Source organism: Sedimentitalea sp., assembly GCF_039973035.1.
Taxonomy (GTDB): Bacteria; Pseudomonadota; Alphaproteobacteria; order Rhodobacterales; family Rhodobacteraceae; genus Sedimentitalea.
This window is the reverse complement of record NZ_JBDWLR010000025.1, coordinates 117,286-132,903: the sequence shown is the minus strand read 5'-3', so window position 1 is coordinate 132,903 and position 15,618 is coordinate 117,286. Positions and strand designations below refer to the sequence as shown.

General features: G+C 58.9%; 17 protein-coding genes. 10 read left to right on the top strand and 7 right to left on the bottom strand.

Annotated features, from left to right (window positions below; translation table 11 throughout):
* Nucleotides 1-239 precede the first annotated feature (239 nt).
* Nucleotides 240-482, top strand: coding sequence for a TOBE domain-containing protein (locus ABJO75_RS06020; protein ID WP_348135286.1), 243 nt, complete (start codon nucleotides 240-242; stop codon nucleotides 480-482).
* A gap of 308 nt (nucleotides 483-790) precedes the next feature.
* Here the strand turns inward: ABJO75_RS06020 and rplT are convergent, their stop codons facing one another.
* From rplT to pyk, 4 genes are all read right to left on the bottom strand, one after another.
* Nucleotides 791-1,156 carry a 50S ribosomal protein L20 gene (rplT, locus tag ABJO75_RS06015; RefSeq protein ID WP_348135284.1) on the bottom strand — a complete coding sequence of 122 codons (366 nt, stop codon included), beginning with the start codon at nucleotides 1,154-1,156 and terminating at the stop codon, nucleotides 791-793.
* A gap of 15 nt (nucleotides 1,157-1,171) precedes the next feature.
* Nucleotides 1,172-1,372, bottom strand: a complete 201-nt coding sequence (gene rpmI / locus ABJO75_RS06010; RefSeq protein ID WP_014873788.1) for a 50S ribosomal protein L35 — start codon at nucleotides 1,370-1,372, stop codon at nucleotides 1,172-1,174.
* 142 nt (nucleotides 1,373-1,514) lie between these two features.
* Entirely contained in the window at nucleotides 1,515-2,324 is an 810-nt protein-coding gene (blaOXA, locus tag ABJO75_RS06005) for a class D beta-lactamase (RefSeq protein WP_348135280.1), read from the bottom strand.
* Nucleotides 2,325-2,418: 94 nt separating this feature from the next.
* Nucleotides 2,419-3,864 carry a pyruvate kinase gene (pyk, locus tag ABJO75_RS06000; RefSeq protein WP_348135278.1) on the bottom strand — a complete coding sequence of 482 codons (1,446 nt, stop codon included), beginning with the start codon at nucleotides 3,862-3,864 and terminating at the stop codon, nucleotides 2,419-2,421.
* 123 nt (nucleotides 3,865-3,987) lie between these two features.
* On the opposite strand from pyk, the gene ABJO75_RS05995 reads away from it, so the two are divergent.
* The 7 genes from ABJO75_RS05995 to cynS all read left to right on the top strand — a co-directional run bounded on the left by ABJO75_RS05995 (nucleotide 3,988) and on the right by cynS (nucleotide 9,946).
* Nucleotides 3,988-4,722, top strand: coding sequence for an N-formylglutamate amidohydrolase (locus ABJO75_RS05995; RefSeq protein ID WP_348135276.1), 735 nt, complete (start codon nucleotides 3,988-3,990; stop codon nucleotides 4,720-4,722).
* A gap of 88 nt (nucleotides 4,723-4,810) precedes the next feature.
* A complete protein-coding gene (locus ABJO75_RS05990) occupies nucleotides 4,811-5,050 on the top strand; it encodes a DUF6868 family protein (RefSeq protein WP_348135274.1) in 240 nt (79 codons plus the stop codon).
* Nucleotides 5,051-5,101: 51 nt separating this feature from the next.
* Complete coding sequence (locus ABJO75_RS05985) at nucleotides 5,102-5,416, top strand: DUF1244 domain-containing protein (RefSeq protein WP_348135272.1); 315 nt, start codon at nucleotides 5,102-5,104, stop codon at nucleotides 5,414-5,416.
* Nucleotides 5,417-5,469: 53 nt separating this feature from the next.
* Nucleotides 5,470-6,474 carry an LLM class flavin-dependent oxidoreductase gene (locus ABJO75_RS05980; RefSeq protein WP_348135296.1) on the top strand — a complete coding sequence of 335 codons (1,005 nt, stop codon included), beginning with the start codon at nucleotides 5,470-5,472 and terminating at the stop codon, nucleotides 6,472-6,474.
* A 341-nt stretch (nucleotides 6,475-6,815) separates the two neighbouring features.
* Nucleotides 6,816-7,667: a formate/nitrite transporter family protein gene (locus tag ABJO75_RS05975; RefSeq protein WP_348135270.1), complete on the top strand. Its 852-nt coding sequence runs from the start codon at nucleotides 6,816-6,818 to the stop codon at nucleotides 7,665-7,667.
* A 59-nt stretch (nucleotides 7,668-7,726) separates the two neighbouring features.
* Complete coding sequence (locus tag ABJO75_RS05970) at nucleotides 7,727-9,454, top strand: protein kinase (RefSeq protein ID WP_348135268.1); 1,728 nt, start codon at nucleotides 7,727-7,729, stop codon at nucleotides 9,452-9,454.
* A gap of 24 nt (nucleotides 9,455-9,478) precedes the next feature.
* Nucleotides 9,479-9,946 carry a cyanase gene (cynS, locus tag ABJO75_RS05965; RefSeq protein WP_348135267.1) on the top strand — a complete coding sequence of 156 codons (468 nt, stop codon included), beginning with the start codon at nucleotides 9,479-9,481 and terminating at the stop codon, nucleotides 9,944-9,946.
* Nucleotides 9,947-10,016: 70 nt separating this feature from the next.
* Here the strand turns inward: cynS and ABJO75_RS05960 are convergent, their stop codons facing one another.
* Genes ABJO75_RS05960 through ABJO75_RS05950 form a run of 3 tightly spaced genes read right to left on the bottom strand, consistent with a single transcriptional unit; the run spans nucleotide 10,017 to nucleotide 13,460 of the window.
* Nucleotides 10,017-11,513: a heme biosynthesis HemY N-terminal domain-containing protein gene (locus ABJO75_RS05960; protein ID WP_348135265.1), complete on the bottom strand. Its 1,497-nt coding sequence runs from the start codon at nucleotides 11,511-11,513 to the stop codon at nucleotides 10,017-10,019.
* 10 nt (nucleotides 11,514-11,523) lie between these two features.
* Nucleotides 11,524-12,693 carry a hypothetical protein gene (locus ABJO75_RS05955; protein ID WP_348135263.1) on the bottom strand — a complete coding sequence of 390 codons (1,170 nt, stop codon included), beginning with the start codon at nucleotides 12,691-12,693 and terminating at the stop codon, nucleotides 11,524-11,526.
* A 53-nt stretch (nucleotides 12,694-12,746) separates the two neighbouring features.
* Nucleotides 12,747-13,460: a uroporphyrinogen-III synthase gene (locus ABJO75_RS05950; protein ID WP_348135261.1), complete on the bottom strand. Its 714-nt coding sequence runs from the start codon at nucleotides 13,458-13,460 to the stop codon at nucleotides 12,747-12,749.
* Between the two features lie 101 nt (nucleotides 13,461-13,561).
* Here ABJO75_RS05950 and tsaD point away from each other — a divergent pair, with 101 nt between their 5' ends.
* Together tsaD and ABJO75_RS05940 are read left to right on the top strand one after the other, a co-directional pair.
* Entirely contained in the window at nucleotides 13,562-14,659 is a 1,098-nt protein-coding gene (tsaD, locus tag ABJO75_RS05945) for a tRNA (adenosine(37)-N6)-threonylcarbamoyltransferase complex transferase subunit TsaD (protein ID WP_348135259.1), read from the top strand.
* Nucleotides 14,656-15,618 (top strand): NAD(P)H-dependent glycerol-3-phosphate dehydrogenase, encoded by a 963-nt coding sequence (locus ABJO75_RS05940; protein WP_348135257.1) that lies wholly within the window; start codon nucleotides 14,656-14,658, stop codon nucleotides 15,616-15,618. Before tsaD ends, ABJO75_RS05940 begins: the two co-directional genes overlap by 4 nt.

Sequence of the window (15,618 nt, the reverse complement as noted above, 5' to 3'; positions counted from 1 at the left end):
CAGCAGCTTCGCGCGTTTTATCGCCTTGTTGAAGATCACACGGCCATTCTCCGAAATGCCGTGCACTTGAAAAACATCCTTGGCCAAATCCAGGCCTACGGTCTTAACTGTCATTGGGTGGCTCCTTTCCTAGCAGTCGTTGATAACTGCACTTTGGCACATTCGATGCCGATGGAGCAGGAGCCACCGACATCATCCGCTTCAAAGTTCCTGTCGCGCCATCCGAAGAAGGCACTGAGGTGTCTCTTGGTATTCGCCCCGAGCACATCGAAGTTGATCCCGCCGGTGACACTCACATTGTCGATCTGACCGAAGCCCTTAGCGGCACATCATATGTCTATCTGGTCTCTGAGAAAGGCGAAAAGGTCATGGTCGAAGAGCATGGTGATGAGCGGTCCGAAGAAGGCGTACGCGTCGGCATCAAATTCTCGCCTGATCGCACGATGCTGTTCGACCGGAAAACCGAAGCCGGATTTCGGTGACTTCTATAGCGTATGCTGACCGAACCTGTTCAGTCCCGAATTCGGCCTGATCTTCCACATGGCTCGGACCAAACATTCGAACTGCGCTGTAACTGGCGCCGTCGTGCGGTTCAGCGCTCTTGCGGCGCCGCTCCCCAGTTTTTAGGCGACTTCATCAGCGGTCCAGATCCTCTGGTCGCCCCATTTTCGCTCGTTTTGCGGAAAACGCTGGAAACACTGCGATCTGGTTATCCGTTCTCTCAAAGTCTGACAAAAAAAGACCCGCCATAAATCTGACGGGTCTTTCAAATTCAGTCATTTGCCGAAAATCAGGCGGCCAGTGCTGCCTGTGCCTGTTCCACGATCGCACCGAAAGCGTCGGGCTCGTGCACGGCCAGATCGGCGAGAACCTTGCGGTCAACTTCGATACCGGCCAGCGTCAGACCGTTGATGAAGCGGCTGTATGTCAGCGCTTCGTCATGGCTGCGCACAGCGGCATTGATCCGCTGAATCCACAGAGCGCGGAAATTGCGCTTGCGCTGCTTGCGGTCGCGGGTCGCGTATTGGTTGGCCTTATCGACGGCCTGTGTCGCAACCTTGAAGGTATTCTTGCGACGACCGTAATAGCCTTTGGCGGCCTTGACGATTTTCTTGTGACGGGCGTGGGTGACTACACCGCTTTTTACTCGTGCCATGTGATCAGCCTCCTATCAGCGGTCGTAGGGCATAAAGCCCTTGACGATTTTGGCGTCGGGGGCACTCAGCGTGGTGGTGCCGCGAGCGTCGCGGATGAATTTTCTTGTGCGTTTGATCATGCCGTGACGTTTGCCGGCCTGACCGGCCAGCACCTTGCCGGTAGCTGTCACTTTAAAGCGCTTCTTGGCGCTCGATTTGGTCTTCATCTTGGGCATTTCCGTCTCCTTGTCTTCGGGTCGGTTCAATGCACGACTCGGCATGCCACTTTCGGCCGGTCGTGCAAACAGAAGCGTCCTCTACGAAAGACTACCGAGACTGGCAAGAGGCATCGCACCAAATCCAGCGATTTTTATGCAATTACTGTGCTGCGCGCGCAATAAGGGCAGGGAAATCGCCCAGAAAGGCTTCGCGGGTGCGCAAGCCGGGCGATCGTTGCTGCCGTGTCTCGTCCTGGTCTAGCCGCACGAACACGATCCGTTTGTCCTGATGTTCGGCCCAGCCGACAAACCAGCCCCAGCCATTGTCGCGATCAAAGCTGCCATCGGCGCGGCGCGGATAGGCGCCCCCGGTCTTGCCATGTACGACCCAGCCGTCCGGCATATCGTGTGTCGCGATCACGCTGAGTGTATGCTCAAGCGCGTCGTCGCGTACCGGTAAATCCGCAGTCAGCATCCGGGACAGAAATTCGGCTTGCTCGCGCGGTGAAATCCTGAGCGACGAACTGATCCAGGCGCGCTCAAGGCCGTTGTCTTTGCCAGGGTCACCCGAAAAATCGCTATTGCCGTAGCCAAAGGCCACCGCATAGTCGTGCAACGCCTTGGCACCTATCTGCCGTGCGATCTGTTGAGAGTACCAGACGACGGAATAGGCCATCCATCGGCTGGGGTCGGTATCCTGCCGCCATTTTTCGCCTCCCCAATCCACATAGTCTGGCAGGTACGGCAATACGGGCGCATGGGCGTCTTGCAAAACGCCACTTTCAAACCCCATTAATGCCAATGCGACCTTGAACGTCGACGCGGGCGTGACGCGGCTGTCGCAGTCGCCAGTGTCAATCAACACCGCGCCTGTGTCGGGCATCATTACATATTCACATACCTGCCGCGCTTGTCCCGGCTGCGCGGCCATGACGACAGCAAGCAGAAACGCCAAAATCCATCGCAACATCAAGTGACCTTTCCGTCGATCTTTCGGGTGGTCTGCTTATTGCTGACCCGTATGGAACGGCTCTCGTTCCATACGGAGCAAGTTGTGACCGCGCCTATTCGGGGTCCGTGCTGAAGATCGCCCGTTCGTCACAAGGCGCCACGCGAAGAATGTTCGTGGTACCCGGCACGTTGAACGGCACGCCGGCAGTAATGACAATCTGGTCACTCTCCGTGGCATATCCCACGTCGCGTGCGGCGCGGGCTGCGGCGACAACGGCACCTTTGAACCGCTCGAGTTCCGGTGTCATCAGACAGGTACAGCCCCAGCTGAGCGCGAGACGGCGGGCCGTTCCCAGCTGGCTGGTCATGGCAATGATCGGAACGCTGGGACGTTCGCGCGCGGTCAAGAGTGCGGTTGTCCCACTTTGGGTAAAGCAACAGATCGCCTTGATATCTGTCGTTTCCGCAATCTCGCGTGCTGCGGCCACGATACCATCGGCGACGCTGCTGCCTTTGACGTTGCGCGATGCTGAAATGATCTGGGAATAGGTCGGATCGGCCTCAACCTCGATGGCAACGCGATCCATGGTTGTCACGGCTTCGACAGGGAACTGGCCGGCGGCAGACTCGGCACTCAGCATGACGGCATCTGCGCCTTCGTAGATCGCAGTGGCCACATCGCTGACTTCGGCACGTGTCGGCATCGGGCTTTCGATCATGCTTTCCAACATCTGCGTGGCCACGATCACCGGCTTTGCCGCAGCCCGGCATCGCCGCACCAGTCGCTTCTGGATCGGCGGAACCGCCTGTACGGGCAATTCCACACCGAGATCCCCGCGCGCAACCATGACACCGTCACAGGCATCGAGGATTTCCTCGAACCGGTCGACGGCCTTGGGCTTTTCGATCTTGCACATGATCGACGCGCGGCCCTTGACCAATGCGCGGGCTTCTTCAACGTCCTGTACCCGTTGCACAAAGGACAGGGCCAGCCAGTCGACGCCCAGTTCGCAGGCGAATTCCAGATCGCTGAGGTCTTTTTTTGAAAGCGCTGCAAGCGGCAGTTCGACGTCGGGAACATTGACGCCCTTGTGGTTCGATATGGTGCCGCCAGCGATGACAGTGCAATTGGCGAAGTCGGGGCCGCACTCGTCGACTTTCAAACGGATCTTGCCATCGTTCACCAGCAGGGAAACGCCCGGAACAAGTGCCTCAAAAATCTCGGGGTGGGGCAGACACACGCGATTTGCGTCGCCATCGGTCGGGTCGAGATCCATCCGGAACGTATCGCCCAGAACCAGTTCTTCGCTGCCATTTGCAAAGTTGCCGACGCGCAGCTTTGGTCCCTGAAGATCGGCGAGAATTGCGATCGGGCTGTCCAGATCCTTTTCCACCTGGCGGATGTGGTTGTGCTTTTGGCGGATCTCATCCTGCGTGCCGTGGCTCATGTTCAGGCGGAACACGTCGACACCCGTTTCGTGCAGTGCCCGGATCATCTCGTAGGTTTCCGAAGCCGGCCCCAGCGTGGCCACGATTTTTACATTGCGCAGGCGCTTCATTCTGTTCCTATCCTTCGTCTCAGATCATGTTACCGCAAACATTTAGGTGAGGTTATGCCTCAATTCCCATTTGCGGGCAAGCTGTGCCACGCCTATAGCTGGCGTTAAAGAGATGACAGGCATATGACATACACCCCGTTCTATTTATTGGGCGAAACGCGCCCCTCGCGCTGGCTGATCACCTGCGATCACGCCACCAACACCGTGCCACCACAGGTCGATGGCGGCGATCTTGGCATGATGCGCGAGGATATGGAGCGCCACATTGCCTATGATGTGGGGGCTTATGATATGGCCCAGCATCTTGGCGCGCTTCTGGACGCCCCGGTGATTGCGTCAAATTTCTCGCGCCTGGTAATCGACCCGAACAGGGGCGAGGATGATCCAACGCTACTCATGAAGCTTTACGATGGCTCGATCATTCCCGCCAACCGGCACGCGGATGCAGCCGAAGTCGAGCGTCGTCTGAACCTCTGCTATCGTCCCTATCATGACGAACTTGCCCGAATGGCGGCGTTGCCCCATGCGGTGATCCTTTCGGTGCACAGCTTTACCCGGCAGTTGCGCGGACGCCCGCCTCGCCCCTGGGAAGTCGGGGTGCTCTATGCCGACGATGACCGGCTGGCGCGCCCGCTGATTGAATTGCTGAACGCGGATGGATTATGCGTTGGCGATAACGAACCCTATTCTGGGCACCTTCCCGGCGATGCGATAGACAAGCATGCGATTGAAACGGGGCGTCCAAACGTTCTGATCGAAGTGCGCAACGATCTGATTGCCGAGCATCACGGCCAGCGTGAATGGGCCGAGCGGCTGGCGCCGATCCTGCAGCAGGCGCTTGTGGCATCCGGCCTCTGACGCGACGATCCGCATTCTTGTTGGGCACGGGAACAATCCCCATATGAACATTGTCCGCAATCAGAATGTTCCAGAAAGCTGAGGCGTCATGACCATCGAAACTCTCACATCCTTTTTCGGCTGGCTGGCCGTGATCAATATCGGCTACCTGATGGTGGCCACTTTGGGGATTGTCGGAATGCAGTCGTGGATTTCCGGCATTCATCAGCGCCTTTTCGGCCTGGAAGAAATGGAATTGAAGCGGGCGTATTTCAACTGGCTTGCGACCTACAAGACACTCACACTGATCTTTACCGTTGCGCCCTATATCGCGCTCAAGCTGGTCTGACGGGCGGTTTCGGGTCACACAGTTTCAATCGCAGACAAGGAGGGTTCATTCATGGACGCACAGACAGAAATCGAACTTCAGGCGGCCGCGTTTCGCCGGTTGCAGAAACACCTGATGCAGGATCGCACGGATGTGCAGAACATAGACCTGATGAACCTCGCAGGGTTTTGCAGGAACTGCCTGTCTCGCTGGTATCAGGAAGCCGCCAACGAAAAGGGCATCGAAATGGACAAGATGCAGGCGCGCGAAATTTTCTACGGCATGACGATGGAACAGTGGAAATCTGAATTTCAGACCGAAGCCAGCGGCAAGACCCAAGAAGACTTCAAAACGGCCTTTGCCGAAAATGTCGGAAAAGACGGTTAACCAACCGATACCGCCCAACCTCTGCCTGTAACCCAATCAAGGAATGCCCAGTGATCCGCTATTCTGTACTTGATCTTTCACCGATCGTCGAAGGCGGCTCGGCCGCGCAATCGTTGCGCAATACGCTGGATGTGGCTCAGCATGCCGAACGCTGGGGATACACGCGCTATTGGCTGGCCGAGCATCACAACATGCGCGGTATCGCAAGCGCGGCGACCTCGGTTGTCATCGGCCATGTGGCGGGTGGCACCAAAACCATCCGGGTGGGATCTGGTGGCGTGATGCTCCCGAACCACGCGCCGCTGGTCATCGCGGAACAGTTCGGCACATTGGCGACGCTCTATCCCGGACGGATTGATCTGGGGGTCGGTCGGGCACCGGGGACCGACATGCAAACCGCGCGGGCGCTGCGTCGTGGCATGGATCAGACCGACAGTTTCCCGCAGGATGTCGTCGAATTGCTCGGCTATCTGGGCGAGGCGTCACCAAATCAGCCGGTTAGGGCGGTGCCCGGAGAAGGCACAAATGTGCCGGTCTGGATCCTCGGCTCCAGCCTCTATGGCGCGCAGCTGGCGGCGCAATTGGGGTTGCCTTATGCCTTTGCCTCGCATTTTGCGCCTGCGGCGCTCGCCGAGGCCGTGGATATCTATCGTGATCGGTTCCGGCCATCGCAGTTCTCCGCAGAACCATATTTCATGCTCGCAGTGAATGCCTTTGCCGCGGATGACGCTGAGACCGGCACATACCTCAAAACCTCGATGCAGCAAGCGTTCGCGCGTTTGCGCAGTGGGCAGCCCGGGCCGCTCCCACGTCCGGTTCAGGACATCTCGCAGGTTTTGGATGCCGGACTGCTGCGCATGGTCGATCAGGCGATGCAGTGCTCTGTTGCGGGAACTGCCACGCAGGTGCGCACCTCGACGGAGGCGCTTGTTCAGCGCTATCAACCTGACGAAGTCATCGTCAGTGCCCCGATCCACGATCACACTGCGCGACTGCGGTCTTTGGAAATCACGGCCGAGGTGATGCAATCCTTCGCTGAAGAACGGCGCACCGGCTAGGCGCGGTTCGGCATTTAAATCAGCGCTGGCCAGTCAGGCCGCACAAATTTTCTACAATTCAACGCCTGAGCGAGCGCTGCCTTGCGCAATCGCTTGCGCAAATGGCCTCGGCCAACCTATCCGTGTGTCGAGCGAGCTTTGGCTTTTGCCGTTCGCAGGTCGCAATGCCGTGACACCCAGCTTTACGCCCTGACAAAGGGCGGCAGCAACGAGGCTGCATCTTTCGGCTCCGGTTCTAACCGGTCCCGTGGGAGCGCGGCCAACACCATCCGAGTTCCCTGAACGAAAGCATATGCAGTCCGGTCTGACGACTGGCCCTGTTAATCAACAAGGATACTCAGATGTCTTATATTGAACCCAAGGAATTCGCGGCAAAGATGGTCGATGCCGGCGAGTCCAAAATCTTTATGTCGACCAAGGATACACTGATCCGGTCCTACATGGCTGGCGCAATCCTAGCCCTTGCCGCCGCATTCGCAGTGACCATCGCGGTGAACACCGGCAACTTTCTCGTGGCGTCGCTGTTGTTCCCTGTCGGGTTTTGCATGCTCTACCTTCTCGGTTTTGATCTGTTGACCGGGGTGTTCACGCTAGCGCCGCTCGCCGTTATCGCCAAACGCCCGGGCTGTACGTGGAAAGGCGTTCTGCGCAATTGGGGTCTGGTGTTCTGCGGCAACTTTGCCGGGGCGCTGACGACGGCGGTATTCATGGCGATCATATTCACTATGGGATTCAGCCAGGAACCGAACGCGGTAGGCCAAAGGATCGGACAGATCGGCGAGGCCAGAACGCTTGGTTACGCTGCCGCCGGCGGGGCAGGGATGCTGACAGTGTTTATCCGGGCCGTGATGTGCAACTGGATGGTCTCCACCGGCGTTGTCGGCGCGATGATGTCGTCCACAACCCAAGGCAAGATCATGGCGATGTGGATGCCGATCATCGTCTTCTTCTACCTCGGTTTCGAACATTCGATCGTCAACATGTTCCTGTTCCCCTCGGGCATCATGCTGGGCGGCGAATTCACGTGGTTCGATTACTTTGCCTATAACGAGATCCCCGTGGTTCTGGGCAACCTCGTTGGTGGCCTGACCTTTGTCGGCGGGATGATCTACATGACCCACTTTCGCGAGTCCCCCAAGCGTAACAGCGCAGTGGCGGTCAACAACGACTCGGCTGGCATAGCTGCTGAGTGAAATGAGGCCGGTTCCGTCTGTACGGGGCCGGCTATCCTTTCTCTGGGAGGGGTCACATCGTGCCACGAGACAGCACCATCAGCAGCGGCATCGCGGTTTCCATCGGACAGCATGCCGATACTGGTCGCAAACCGCGCAACGATGATTTTCACGGAGCACTTGAACCCGACGGTGATGCGCGTGTCCTAAAGGGCATTACTCTGGCCATTTCCGACGGTATTTCGACCAGTTCCAACAGCCGGGAAGCCGCTGAAACGGCGGTAAAGTCCTTGCTGACCGACTATTATGCAACGCCTGACACCTGGACTGTGCGTACCTCCGCGACGCGTGTGATCGCCGCGACAAATGCCTGGCTGCATGGGCAGAACGGCTCTCTGTCTGACCTCAATGCGGGGCATGTCTGCACCCTGTCCGCGCTCATTCTGAAAGGGCGCGACGGGCATATCCTGCATGTTGGCGACAGCCGTGTTTCGCGTGTCTCGGGCGATGGGTTGGAGCCGTTGACCAAAGATCACCGTGTGGTCCTGTCAGCCGAGGAAAGCTATCTCGGGCGCGCGCTGGGTATCGCGGCAGACGTTGACGTTGACTATCATCGGGTACCGCTCGCGGTCGGGGATGTGTTCCTTCTGACGACCGATGGAGTGCATGACTTTCTGGCACCCGGAGACATGGCGCGGCTTGCGACGGCAGCAACCGATCTGGATGCCGCTGCCAAATCGATTGTGGCGCGGGCGCTGGCAGAGGGCAGCGATGATAACCTCAGCGTTCTCATCGTACGTGTCGATGCGCTGCCCGCAGATGGTGCAGGATTGCCCATCGATGGCGCGGTGCTGCCCGTTCCACCGTTGCCAAACGCAGGTGACGTTATCGACGGGTTTCGCATCATTCGCCCTTTGCATGTCACGGCCCGGAGCCACGTCTTTCTGGCTGTCGACCCCGACCACAATCGGGTTGCCTTGAAAGTTCCTGCCCGCGAAACCGCCGAAAACAGTGCCTATCTTCGCCGTTTTGTTCTGGAAGACTGGATCGCACGGCGGGTTTCTTCGCCTCATGTCTTGCGCGCCGCCAATGGACCGTCACAGCGCACGGCTCTTTTTGTTGCGACCGAGTTTGTCGAAGGCAAAACGCTGCGCCAGTGGATGCATGACAAGCCCCGTGCCAGCATCGACAAGGTGCGCCCGATCATCGGTCAGATCGCCAGCGGGTTGCGTGCCTTGCATCGCCGACAGATGCTGCATCAGGACCTGCGCCCCGAGAACGTGATGATTGACGGCGACGGGACAGTGAAGATTATTGATCTTGGCTCGGTTTCGGTCGCCGGGGTGCAAGAGGCCGCGCCCGGATTGCTGGACGAGATGGCGGGCACCTTTCAATACACCGCGCCAGAGTATCTGTCTGGCGATGTGGTCAGCTGGCGTTCCGATCAATATGCGCTTGGCGTGATTGCATATGAAATTCTGACCGGACGTCTGCCCTATGGCGCAGAGGTTGCGCGCGTTACGTCCCGTCGCGATCAGAATCGGCTGGCTTACACACCTGCCCGTGATGACGACACCAGTGTGCCGCGCTGGATTGATACGGCGTTGCGGCGCGCCACGCATCCTGATCCGCTGCGCCGGTACGATGCGCTGTCCGAGTTCGTGGCCGACCTGTCCCGCCCAGGTGCTGCATGGGCCAAAGAGCGCCACGTGCCTTTGGCCGAACGCAATCCCGTGCGCTTCTGGCAAACGATATCCGCAATTCTCGCGGTGATCTGCATCTTACTTGCCGCCCAGTTGGGCGGATGACCCACAGCAACAGGAGACCTTGCAATGAAAGACCTGACCACAACTGACGAACTGACCCGCGAAGACATCACCGCGCTCATACTCACCGCCAAAAAGAAGATGGGCCTGGGATGGAACGGGATTGCCGAGGCGATCGGCATGTCACCGGTCTGGACGCATTCCGCAGCCGTCGGAATGAACGCGATGCCCGCAGACAAGGCCGAAACGTTGGTGAGCCTGCTGGGGCTGCCTGAAGAGGCGGCTGCGGTGCTCACGGAAAGCCCGACGAAGATTTGGGAGCAGACCGTTCCCACGGATCCTTGCATCTATCGGCTGTATGAAATCGTCGGTGTTTACGGGCCGACCATCAAGGCGCTGATCCACGAAGAATTTGGTGACGGGATCATGTCGGCGATTGATTTTGACATGCAGATATCGCGGGTTCCCAGCGAAAAGGGTGACCGCGTCAAGCTTGAAATGTCGGGCAAATACCTGGGCTTCAACTCCTGGTAAGATTGTCAACGGGCGCTGGTGGTCTGTTCGGCCACCAGCGCCCGTGTTTCGTCTAAACCACCAAGCCCCGTCAGGTCGCAGGTTTGTTCTGTGCTGTTTCGGTGACTTCGGGTCCGGCATCACCTTCTATATCCGTTGCCTCTGACTCTACATCCAGCACTTCGGCGTCGGGTATGATTTCCACCGGGTCCGGGCCACTGGCAATCAGCGGCAACAGATGGGCGCCCGTGGTATTGCGGACTTCGGGCGCCTGTGGCGCTTTCCAGACAAGCGTATCGAAACTCTCACAGTTTTCGCAGACCGGCGCCCAGACGCCGTGGATATGGTTGCAGTTCTCACAAACCCACTGCGGGCCGCGCGGGGCGCTCAGCGCCTTGGTCAACCAACCCTGCACAACAGAATCTGGCGCACCTTCGCCGCGTTCGATTGCCGCCATCAAGGTCAGTGCACGCGCATCCGCCGCTGTCTCGGCCAGATCGCCCAAGGCACGGCGCGCCTCGGGAAAGTCCTCGGCGACGATGTTAAGTTCGGTACGGACCAAGCGGGTTTCGGGATGTTGCGGTTGAATGTTCGTCAGCGCTGTAAACCGTTTGACCCGCTCTTCAGCCGTTTCTTCTGGCTTGATCTCTGCGAATGCGGCGGCCAGATCGGGATGCGGTTGCGCCTCCCACGCCTTTTTCAGAACCCTGATCGCCTTTCGCGGTTTGTCAGCCGCGATATAGGATCGTGCGGCCATGGCCGCCGCCGGGACCAGATCCGGGGACAGTCGATTGGCCTCGATCGCCTGTTCCTGACCTTCGATGGTCGTGCCTTCGGCGATGACATCCTGAGCTTCGGAGAGCGCCAGTACAGCCTCGCGTCTTGTCACCACGTCGCGGGGTAGGCTGCCGGACTTCAGTTTGGCATTCAAAGTGTTGCGTGCCCCGGACCAATCCCGTGCCTGCGCCTGCAGCTTGAGCAGAACATCCTGCGTTTCCTCGTGGCGCGGTTTGAGTTGAAACGCCTTTTCAGCCAGTTTGCGGGCAGTTTCGGTATCCCCCTCAGAAAGCTTCTGCTTCATGATACCACGAACACCGACAAATCGGGTGTTTTCGTCCTGAATCAGCTTCTTGTAGGTTTCCGTCGCTTTTTTGGTATCGCCGGCCATCTCGGCGGCCTGCGCCGTCAACAGGTTGGTGAGTCCTGGCTTTTCAAGATACTTCTCGGCCTTTGCGGCCTTGGACATGGCTTGTTTCGCCTCGCCAGAAGCAAGCGCCAAGAGACCTTCAGAGAGGGCTTCAAATCCCTTTTTCTCGCGATTTCTGTCGAAATAGCGTGACAGCGCCGTTTCATCTCCGTTGAGAAAGTGCAGCGTCGCGATCAACAGAGACAACAGTTTCAGGCCAAGCCAGACAAGAACCACAAGAACCACCGCCGCCATGACCGATTGCAATGGGCCAAGGGTGTATTCGGTTCCGGCCAGCGTGATCTGAACCCCGCCCTGAGATTCCATCAGATAACCGGCACCCAAAGCGAGCAGCGCGATGATCGCGACAAAGATCAGTATCTTTATTAGTGACCAGAGCATGGCAGGTCCTTCAGTTTGAGTTCAGGCGGTCAGCCAGAGAATCGGCGGCGGTGACCGCAACCTGTCGCGCATGCGCCCGGTCGATCCAGGTGCTCATCGCTGCCTGCGCCGTACCGGGCAGCGTGGCAATATCGTTCAGCGCCTCATCAAGGCGGCCATCAGCAACGGCAGCTTCGGCCCGTGATAGGATGGCGTCAGGGTCGTCGCCGTCACGCGGTTCGACAGAACGCGCACCAAGCTGGCGTTTGATAAATGATCCGAGCCCTCTATCTTCGGGACCTTTTTCCGCCCTCGCAGCGGCCAGCGCAGCACGGGCCGCAGACGGAAAGCTGTTATTCAGAGCGGTCAATGTCGCGACACCATCAGCCGCAGACGCGGTCAGATCGGCAGGGACGTCGACATTCGCGGCCTTGAGTTCCTCGGCTTCGGCCACAAACGGCGACCCGGCATCAAGGGCTGCACGCAGTTGCGCCATCGTCGCGCGATTTGCTGCTTGCTGGGCGGCCTTGGCGGCGTTCGCCTCCAATTCACCGGCTTCGGCCTTGATTGCACGGGCGTCGGCGATCAGATCTTCGACCTCTCCGCGCTGCGTGGCCATTGCTTTCTGCAAATCGGCCAGCTCTTTCTCGTAGGCGGCGATCGCGGCTTCGGAAACGCCTTCGTCAATCGGACGTTTCGCAACTTCGGTCAGGCGCTTGTCCATATCCGCAAGGTCCGCCTGAACCGAGTCGATACGACCGCTCAGCGGTGCGATTTGCGCGGTCAGATCAGTAATGCTCGTCTCAACGGGCCCCAGATCCGGCATCGTGATGGCGTCCACTTTGGCGCCAACCGCGGCAATGCTCTCGGTCTGGGACGCCAGTCCGCTTTGCAGTTCAGCGATTTCCTCAGACATATTGTCGGAGCTCAGGAACTCAGGCAGATAGGGGTCGATGACATCCGACCTCGCGGCGATGAAACCAAGACAGGCCGCGACGATCCCGCCGAACAAGGCCGATCCAAAGCCGCTTCGGGTTTCAATTGTCTTTTCCTTCTCCACCACGATGCGCTCGGTTTCGGCCACGGCAGGGCTGTCGGTTTTCTCGTTGTTATCCGGAGACTCTGTTTCGACAGTGACATTGTCGGGTTCGGTCTGGCCTTCGACTTCCTGTTCGTGCGCGGGCGTATTCTTGTCAGCCACCGTGTTTTACCCCTTTGATTCTCAAATCAATCATACCAAAGCCCTCGTGAATGTTACTGTGCACCCCGGCCACTCTCAACCCGGCAGTGTCGATGGACAAGCATTTCGACGACAGATGCCATACTGGCAGCATTCGGCTGTTTCGCAACCGATAGCGTCAGATGGGTCATAGCAGACAGGGGTTCAGCGACCGCAGAGCTCATCGCGACAAGGTGCAAATGCCTGATTTCCCGGCACTGGCTGACAAATTGCCGCGCGGTGCGTGGCGAGAAGATCGGAGCAATGACCGGGGCGTTTCCCTGCAAAGTTGCCAGAATCTTATCGTCAATTGGCAGCAATTTCTGATCATACACGACCTGCCGTCGCGTTTGGCAGCCAGCGTCGCCAAGCCGCTCCGCAATCTTTCCGCGTGTGTGTCTGCCGCAAAGATGAAGCAAAGGGCCTTGGGTCTGTGACCCTATAAGCGTGGCGACGAGTTCGTCCGCGTTGGCGCCAGTCGCATCCACACGCCAGCCAAGCTCCTGTGCGATGCGGGCGGTCCCCGTACCAACGCAATATGCTAGTATTTCGCGGCTCTGGCTAGGTGCCGGCGCGGCCCGTACACCGTTAACGGAGGTAAAGATCACCCCGGCAACATTTGTCAGGTCGACGGTTTCATCGCCGGGTTCAATCTTGAGCAATGGCGCCACAACTGGCATCACCTGTTTCAGGACTTTGGCTGGCAATTGGCGCAGGAACCGCTCGGACTCGGCGCGAGGGCGGGTCATGAGCAGTGTCACCTTTGGATCATGCATCGATACCTACCGGGATTGTTTGGCAACGCATAGGGTGATACCTCCCGGCAGGACAGGGTGCAATGATCAGGCCTATGGCACAAACACTTACCGTATTGGGGCTCGAAAGCAGTTGCGACGATACCGCCGCAGCGGTGGTTCAGCAATCTGGCGTCGATCGTGCCGAAATCCTGTCATCCATCGTATACGGCCAAACAGAGCTGCACAGCGCCTACGGTGGTGTGGTACCGGAACTTGCGGCGCGGGCACACGCGGAAAAGCTTGATCAATGTGTTCGCGATGCGCTGGCTGGGGCGGATCTGACGCTAGCAGAGCTGGATGCGGTGGCGGTCACTGCAGGTCCGGGGCTGATCGGTGGGGTCATGTCCGGTGTCATGTGCGCCAAAGGCATTTGCGCGGCAACCGGGCTGCCTCTTGTGGGGATCAACCATCTTGCCGGCCATGCGCTGACACCGCGCCTTACCGATGCGATTTCATTTCCTTACCTGATGCTTTTGGTCTCAGGAGGACATTGCCAATACCTTTTGGTTCGGTCGCCGGACGACTTTACCCGATTGGGCGGCACGATTGACGATGCGCCTGGCGAAGCGTTCGACAAGACCGCGCGCCTTTTGGGTCTGCCTCAGCCCGGTGGTCCGGCCGTGCAGGCTGAGGCGATCACCGGCGACCCGCGGCGTTTTCGCTTTCCTCGGCCATTGCTGGACCGCGACGATTGCAATCTATCGTTCTCGGGTCTGAAAACCGCACTGTTGCGGCAGCGCGATCAGATTGTCGCAGAAAAGAATGGGATCACACGGCAGGACCGTGCCGACATGTGTGCCGGGTTTCAGGCTGCCGTCGCCGACGTTCTGGCGGAAAAGACGCGTCGTGCACTGCGAATCTATCTCGCCGAAGGTCCTTCAGAGATAACACTGGCCGTTGCAGGCGGCGTTGCCGCGAACACCGCAATCCGAGGCGGGCTTGAATCCGTGGCGGATGAAATGGGAACCAGATTTCTCGCTCCGCCGCTGGCGCTCTGCACTGATAACGCAGCGATGATTGCCTATGCCGGGATCGAGCGGTTCCGCGACGGGGCGTGCGATGGCATGGATTTGGCCGCGCGTCCACGCTGGCCGTTGGACAACAGCAGCCCGGCCTTACTGGGCAGTGGCAGGAAGGGCGCCAAGGCATGAGTGTCGGTGTGATCGGATCAGGCGCATTTGGCACAGCCCTTGCCGTATCTTTGGCCGGCAACGGTCCGGTTTCCATGTGGGCCCGATCTGCGGAGCAAGCTAGCGCGATCCAGCGAGACAGGCAGAATTCTGCTCGCCTGCCGGGTGTGACGCTTCCAGATCAGTTGACTGTCACCTCGGATATTGAAGAGGGCGCAGCGCATGAAACCCTGCTGCTGGCCGTCCCCATGCAGCAATTGCGTGGCGTTCTGACCGAATATGCTGCGCAACTCGCCCCGCGAACGCTGGTTGCCTGTTGCAAGGGGATCGAGTTGAGCACCGGCGTCGGGCCGGTCGTGGTCATGTCGCAGGTCTTGCCGCAGACGCGTACGGCGCTCCTCACCGGGCCAAGCTTTGCCCATGATATCGCACGTGGTCTTCCAACGGCGCTCACGCTTGCCTGTGCTGGTGCGGACCCGGGCCGCAGCCTGCAACATGAACTGACGACAACGAACCTGCGTCTGTATCGAACGCAGGATGTCATCGGTGCAGAACTGGGTGGGGCGCTCAAGAACGTGGTTGCCATTGCATGTGGAGCGGTGATCGGCGCTGGTTTGGGTGACAGCGCGCGCGCCGCCCTGATGACACGCGGATATGCCGAGATGCAGCGCATGGCGCTGGCGCTTGGCGCGCAGCCCGAAACACTCGCCGGGCTTTCAGGCTTTGGCGATCTGACTTTGACCTGCACCTCGGAACAGTCACGGAACTATAGGCTTGGCCTGTCCCTTGGCCGTGGCGAATGGTTTGACCCATCTGTTACGGTTGAAGGGGCTGCGACGGCGCACGCTGTTGCGGCCAAAGCCGATGACATGGCGCTTGATATGCCAATCACACGTGCGGTGGTTGGGATGCTGGATGGCAAATTGACACTAACCGACGCGATGGCAGAATTGCTTGCGCGCCCTCTTAAGGAAGAATGA

Excerpts from the sequence above, each read along its gene's own strand:
- rplT (WP_348135284.1), bottom strand. The coding sequence starts at position 1,156 with ATGGCACGAGTAAAAAGCGGTGTAGTCACCCACGCCCGTCACAAGAAA.
- rpmI (WP_014873788.1), bottom strand. The coding sequence starts at position 1,372 with ATGCCCAAGATGAAGACCAAATCGAGCGCCAAGAAGCGCTTTAAAGTG.
- blaOXA (WP_348135280.1), bottom strand. The coding sequence starts at position 2,324 with ATGTTGCGATGGATTTTGGCGTTTCTGCTTGCTGTCGTCATGGCCGCG.
- pyk (WP_348135278.1), bottom strand. The coding sequence starts at position 3,864 with ATGAAGCGCCTGCGCAATGTAAAAATCGTGGCCACGCTGGGGCCGGCT.
- ABJO75_RS05995 (WP_348135276.1), top strand. The coding sequence starts at position 3,988 with ATGACATACACCCCGTTCTATTTATTGGGCGAAACGCGCCCCTCGCGC.
- ABJO75_RS05990 (WP_348135274.1), top strand. The coding sequence starts at position 4,811 with ATGACCATCGAAACTCTCACATCCTTTTTCGGCTGGCTGGCCGTGATC.
- ABJO75_RS05985 (WP_348135272.1), top strand. The coding sequence starts at position 5,102 with ATGGACGCACAGACAGAAATCGAACTTCAGGCGGCCGCGTTTCGCCGG.
- ABJO75_RS05975 (WP_348135270.1), top strand. The coding sequence starts at position 6,816 with ATGTCTTATATTGAACCCAAGGAATTCGCGGCAAAGATGGTCGATGCC.
- cynS (WP_348135267.1), top strand. The coding sequence starts at position 9,479 with ATGAAAGACCTGACCACAACTGACGAACTGACCCGCGAAGACATCACC.
- ABJO75_RS05960 (WP_348135265.1), bottom strand. The coding sequence starts at position 11,513 with ATGCTCTGGTCACTAATAAAGATACTGATCTTTGTCGCGATCATCGCG.
- ABJO75_RS05950 (WP_348135261.1), bottom strand. The coding sequence starts at position 13,460 with ATGACCCGCCCTCGCGCCGAGTCCGAGCGGTTCCTGCGCCAATTGCCA.
- tsaD (WP_348135259.1), top strand. The coding sequence starts at position 13,562 with ATGGCACAAACACTTACCGTATTGGGGCTCGAAAGCAGTTGCGACGAT.
- ABJO75_RS05940 (WP_348135257.1), top strand. The coding sequence starts at position 14,656 with ATGAGTGTCGGTGTGATCGGATCAGGCGCATTTGGCACAGCCCTTGCC.